5 protein-coding genes and 1 pseudogene are annotated in these 4,301 nt (G+C 68.6%); all 6 read right to left on the bottom strand.

Annotated features, from left to right (window positions below):
* Positions 1-107: pseudogene (locus ABD357_RS27310) on the bottom strand (sulfate adenylyltransferase subunit CysD); the annotation flags it as partial.
* A 14-nt stretch (positions 108-121) separates the two neighbouring features.
* Entirely contained in the window at positions 122-673 is a 552-nt protein-coding gene (gene cysC, locus ABD357_RS27305) for an adenylyl-sulfate kinase (RefSeq protein ID WP_344393664.1), read from the bottom strand.
* Positions 670-1,935: a glycosyltransferase family 4 protein gene (locus ABD357_RS27300; RefSeq protein ID WP_344393663.1), complete on the bottom strand. Its 1,266-nt coding sequence runs from the start codon at positions 1,933-1,935 to the stop codon at positions 670-672. The genes cysC and ABD357_RS27300 overlap by 4 nt, the downstream gene beginning before the upstream one ends.
* On the bottom strand, positions 1,932-2,366 hold the full coding sequence (locus ABD357_RS27295; protein WP_344393662.1) for a hypothetical protein: 435 nt from the start codon (positions 2,364-2,366) through the stop codon (positions 1,932-1,934). The genes ABD357_RS27300 and ABD357_RS27295 overlap by 4 nt, the downstream gene beginning before the upstream one ends.
* The gene (locus ABD357_RS27290) at positions 2,363-3,262 is read right to left on the bottom strand and encodes a sulfotransferase family protein (protein WP_344393661.1); all 900 of its coding nucleotides are present in this window, start codon (positions 3,260-3,262) and stop codon (positions 2,363-2,365) included. The genes ABD357_RS27295 and ABD357_RS27290 overlap by 4 nt, the downstream gene beginning before the upstream one ends.
* Before the next feature lie 104 nt (positions 3,263-3,366).
* Positions 3,367-4,200, bottom strand: a complete 834-nt coding sequence (locus ABD357_RS27285; protein ID WP_344393660.1) for a PaaX family transcriptional regulator — start codon at positions 4,198-4,200, stop codon at positions 3,367-3,369.
* Positions 4,201-4,301 lie beyond the last annotated feature (101 nt).

Here is a 4,301-nt window from a genome sequence, read left to right as displayed (position 1 = left end):
CCGGAGAACAGAATCACCGGCCGCTCGAACTCGCCCGCCACCTCACGGAAGATGTGCACACCCTCCGACTCCAGGGCATCCAGGTGAGAGAGCGCGTACGCACGCTCGGCGCTCACGGAGGTCATACGAGCCCCCTCTCCGCCAGCACCGCGTACACCGCGTTCGCCGACTCCTCGGGTGTTTCCCCCTGGGTCTTCAGCGCGACGGCCGGGTCCAGCGGCGGCTCGTACGGGTCGTCGACGCCGGTGAGCCCGGTCAGCTGACCCGCGGCCTGACGGGCGTACAGCCCCTTGACGTCGCGCTCTGCGCACACCTCGACCGGAGTGGCGACATGCACCTCGATGTACGGCGTCCCGCTCGCCTCGTGCCGCTTGCGCACCGCCTCGCGGCTGTCGGCGTACGGCGCGATGACCGGCACCACCGCCAGCACGCCGTTGCGTGCGAGGACTTCGGCGACCAGGCCGATGCGCTGCACGTTGGTGTTGCGGTCCTCGCGGGAGAAGCCCAGGCCCGCGGAGAGGAAGCGCCGGATCTCGTCGCCGTCGAGCACCTCCACGCGGTGGTTCTCGGAGCGCAGCCGGCCGGCGAGAATGCGGGCGATCGTGGTCTTGCCCGCGCTCGGCAGCCCGGTGAGCCAGATCGTGGCTCCCTGAGCCTTTGCCGTGTGGTTCATACGCGCAGTCCTTTCGCGGCGCCGGCGGTGCCGAGCCGTTGTTCGTGGAGTTCGGTGAACAGGGCTTCCCAGCGCGGGTGTACGGCGTCCGGGCCGTACGAGGCGGCCGTCAGCACGGCCGCGACGCCCATCTCCGAACGCAGCGACTCGTCGGCCATCAGCTTGGCCATGGCCTGGGCGAGCGCGTCCGGGTCCTCCGGCGGAACCAGCAGCCCGTCCACTCCGTGCGTCAACACATCGGAGGGCCCGGTCGGGCAGTCGAAGCTCACCACGGGCAGCGCGTGGCTCATCGCCTCGATCATCACCATGGGCAGGCCCTCGAAGCGTGAACTGAGCACGTAGAACGAGGCCTTGGCGAGTTCGTCGTCCAGCCGGTCGGTGTGGCCCATCAGGAACACATGGTTGTAGAGGTGATGCTCCTCGATGAGGGCCCGCAGCTCGGCCTTCTTCTCACCGCTGCCGTAGATCCTCAACTGCCATTCGGGGTACGTCTCGACGAGCTTCGACCATGCCTCGATGAGCATGTCGAAGCCCTTCTGCGGGAAGAGCCGCCCGGCCGCCACGGCGATCTTCGCGTGATGGTCGGAGGGGACCTGGTCGAGCGAGTGCACGGCGTTGGGGATGCGTACGACCCTGGTGCCGGGCAGTAGTTGCTCGTACTCCTGACGGTCCCGTTCGGTCAGGACGGCGACCGCGTCGAAGCTCGGATAGGTCTCCCGGATGCGCTGTTGCACATCACGTTTGTGCGTGCCGTGGTTCATGTGCTCCTGCGCCACACGAACCACGCCGCCCGTCGCGTGCTGCGCGGCCAGGAAGTTGAGCGCGGGCCGCGTGGTCACCAGGACGCCGTCCCGCAGCGTGGACAGGTAGGCGATGAGCTGCTCCTCGACGTACCGGTTGAAGTACCGGTAGCCGAACTCGCCCGCGGGGACGTGCTTTCCGGGCCGCTCGAGCAGCCTGCCCCGGCGCCAGTCGTGCCAGCGGCCGGCGAGAGAGGACGGCGGGGTGTACTCGCCCTCCCGCAGGTCGACGACCGTGGAGACCGTCACCCGCGGATCGAGCGGGAACTGGATGTCCTTGCGGCGGCGCAGCGCACTCACCAGCTCGACGTCCCAGCCTGCCCGCACAAGGGAGTTGGCCTGGTTCATCACGGTGCGGATCGTGCCGCCGCGGCCGTACGCGTGCAAGAGCAGATAGCGGACCTTCGGACGCTTTGGGGCCTCATGCGTCGTAAGTCGTGGCGCCTGATTCCGGACTGTCATATCGCCTCTTCCGAATGGCATTCCAGACGGCACTCCAGCGACAGGTTGTCCTTGACCGTGTAGTACGGACGGACACTCCAGCCGCTCAGCCGCTGCTCCGGGAACACCATGATCTTCTTCTTGCCGCGGATGTCGTCGAGCTGCCGCCCGACGCGCAACTCCGCCTCGCCGTCGGTGAGATGGATGTCCCACTCCTCAACCTCTCCGCCGGCTTCCGCGTCACGGTCGGCGAGGTCGGAGACGGGCAGCTCGCTCTCGAAGCGATCGCCCTTCACACGCGCGGGGTAGTGCAGCCGCCGGTCGGTCCCGCGCAGCACGAGCAGCAGCCGCCAGCCGTCGGAGCCCCCGGCGGCCCGGCCGTGGATGCGGCCCACGAGGCGGATACGGCCGTCGCGCGGCCAGACCTCTTCAACCTCGGCGTGCGGTCTCATGACACATAACCCCAGGACATACACATGGGGCGCAGCAGTTCGGGGACCTCGTCGTCCTTCGGCAGCGCACGACCGGCCTGCACCTGACCGGACTTGATCTTGTCGCGCCAGTCGCCGAGCCCCTTGACCACCTGCGAGTCGTCCTTCTTGCCGTAGTCGAGCATCGACGGCTCGAACTCGACGTCGAGGAACTCGCACAGGCTCCGCATCTCCTTCTCGGGGTCCGCGGTGATGTCCTCGTAGCGCACGGTGTGGCCGCCGGTGATGCCCTTGCGGGCCTTCTCCACGGCCTTCATGTAACGCAGCGCGTCGGCCGCCGCCTCGTCGTAGGTGCGCTTTTCGGGGTCGCCCTCGTGCCAGGACCGGGCGATGGACACCGGGTGGCGGAGCAGGAAGACAAAGCGGGCGTCGGGCCAGCAGTCCTGGATGCGCTGATAGACGAACGCGTTGCTCGGCGTCTTCTCGACCAGGAAGTCCTTGCCCGATTTGACCAGTTCGCGGTGGAGCACCCGGTCCCACAGCAGATGCTCCAGGTCGCCGCGCTCCAGATCGAGGGCGCTCATGGCACGCTGCGACAGCTTGCTGCCGTAGTCGACCTCGAGCCGGCGGATGTGCGTCTCGTGCGGGGAGTGCAGCCGCGAGTGCGCGTTCAGGAGCATCCGTAGGAGAGTCGAGCCGGAGCGCACGGGCGACATGATGAAGACCGGCTGGCGCAGCAGTCGGTCCGTCGCCAGGTCCTCGGCCGCTGGGCGTCGGTACACCGGCGTGGGCCGCTTGGCGGATTTCGCCGGTGCGGCCTTCTGCTGCTTGGGCGCGGCGGGGGCGCTGGGGGCCCTGTGGACCTGGAGGCCGGTGGTGGCGGTGAGCGCCCGGTTCAGATTGCGCATCAGACTCATGCGTCGCAAGCCTAGGTAAGAACTATGAGAAGAGGCTAGGAGCGGCCTGAGCGTTGCTCGTGCTGAGGCGAATGTGACGCAACTCACGACGTCGCGGGATTCGTTCAGATTTCGGACAGCCCTGCCGGTACGCCCGCAAACGCGGCGCCCGCGTCCCGCAACCGCTCGTGCAGCGCCCGGAAGACGGCCGCCGAGCGGGCCCCCGGCCAGTCCGGAGGCAGTAGTGCGGGCGGCAGTCCGGGATCGGCGTAGGGGAGGTGGCGCCAGGAGTCCAGGGCCAGCAGATAGTCCCGGTACGCCTCCTGAGGCGGAGTGTCCGGCCGTGCCTCCCACTCGTGCAGCACGCGCGCGTGGCGGTCCAGGAACTCCTCGTGCTGCTTGGCGATCGCGGCCAGGTCCCACCAGCGTGCGACCGCCTCGGCCGTCGGCGTGAAGCCGAGATGCGCACCGCGGAACAGCTCCACATACGCGTCGAGACGCAGCCGTTCCAGCGTGTGACGCGTCTCTTCGTGGAGGCGGGCCGGCGCGAGCCACACCCCGGGGGCGGCCGTTCCGAAGCCGAGGCCCACGAGCCGGGAGCGCAGCACATGCCGCTTCTGCCGCTCGGACTCCGGCACGGAGAACACCGCGAGCACCCAGTCGTCGTCCTCCGGGGGCGCCGCCGCGTAGACGCGCCGGTCACCGTCGTCGAGCAACTGCCGTGCTTCCGGTGACAGTTCGTACCCGGCCGCACCCGTCGCCGTGCGCGCCGACAGGAGCAGCCCGCGGCGTTTGAGCCGGGACACGGACGACCGTACGGAGGGCGCGTCCACGCCGACCGCGGCCAGTAGCCGGATCAGCTCGGCGACCGGTACGGGACCGGGGGCGAAGCGGCCGTACGCGCCATAGAAGGTGACGATGAGGGACCGGGGAGTGTGCTGCTCGGACACGTTGATCATTCTAGTGTCCTGCGCCAGTAGTTGATCGTTAGAAGTTGCATGACTTCTGCTGCTGGTGCGTCAGTTCCTCGTCGGGGTCCAAAGCTCGAACCGTTGCTGCT

The organism is Streptomyces vastus (assembly GCF_039532825.1).
GTDB lineage: Bacteria > Actinomycetota > Actinomycetes > Streptomycetales > Streptomycetaceae > Streptomyces > Streptomyces vastus.
Note: the sequence above shows the minus strand (reverse complement) of the source record. Positions and strands in the feature narration are given on the sequence as shown.

Bases quoted from the DNA above. Each gene is read 5' to 3' on its own strand.
- cysC (WP_344393664.1), bottom strand. From the start codon at position 673: ATGAACCACACGGCAAAGGCTCAGGGAGCCACGATCTGGCTCACCGGG.
- ABD357_RS27300 (WP_344393663.1), bottom strand. From the start codon at position 1,935: ATGACAGTCCGGAATCAGGCGCCACGACTTACGACGCATGAGGCCCCA.
- ABD357_RS27295 (WP_344393662.1), bottom strand. From the start codon at position 2,366: ATGAGACCGCACGCCGAGGTTGAAGAGGTCTGGCCGCGCGACGGCCGT.
- ABD357_RS27290 (WP_344393661.1), bottom strand. From the start codon at position 3,262: ATGAGTCTGATGCGCAATCTGAACCGGGCGCTCACCGCCACCACCGGC.
- ABD357_RS27285 (WP_344393660.1), bottom strand. From the start codon at position 4,200: ATGATCAACGTGTCCGAGCAGCACACTCCCCGGTCCCTCATCGTCACC.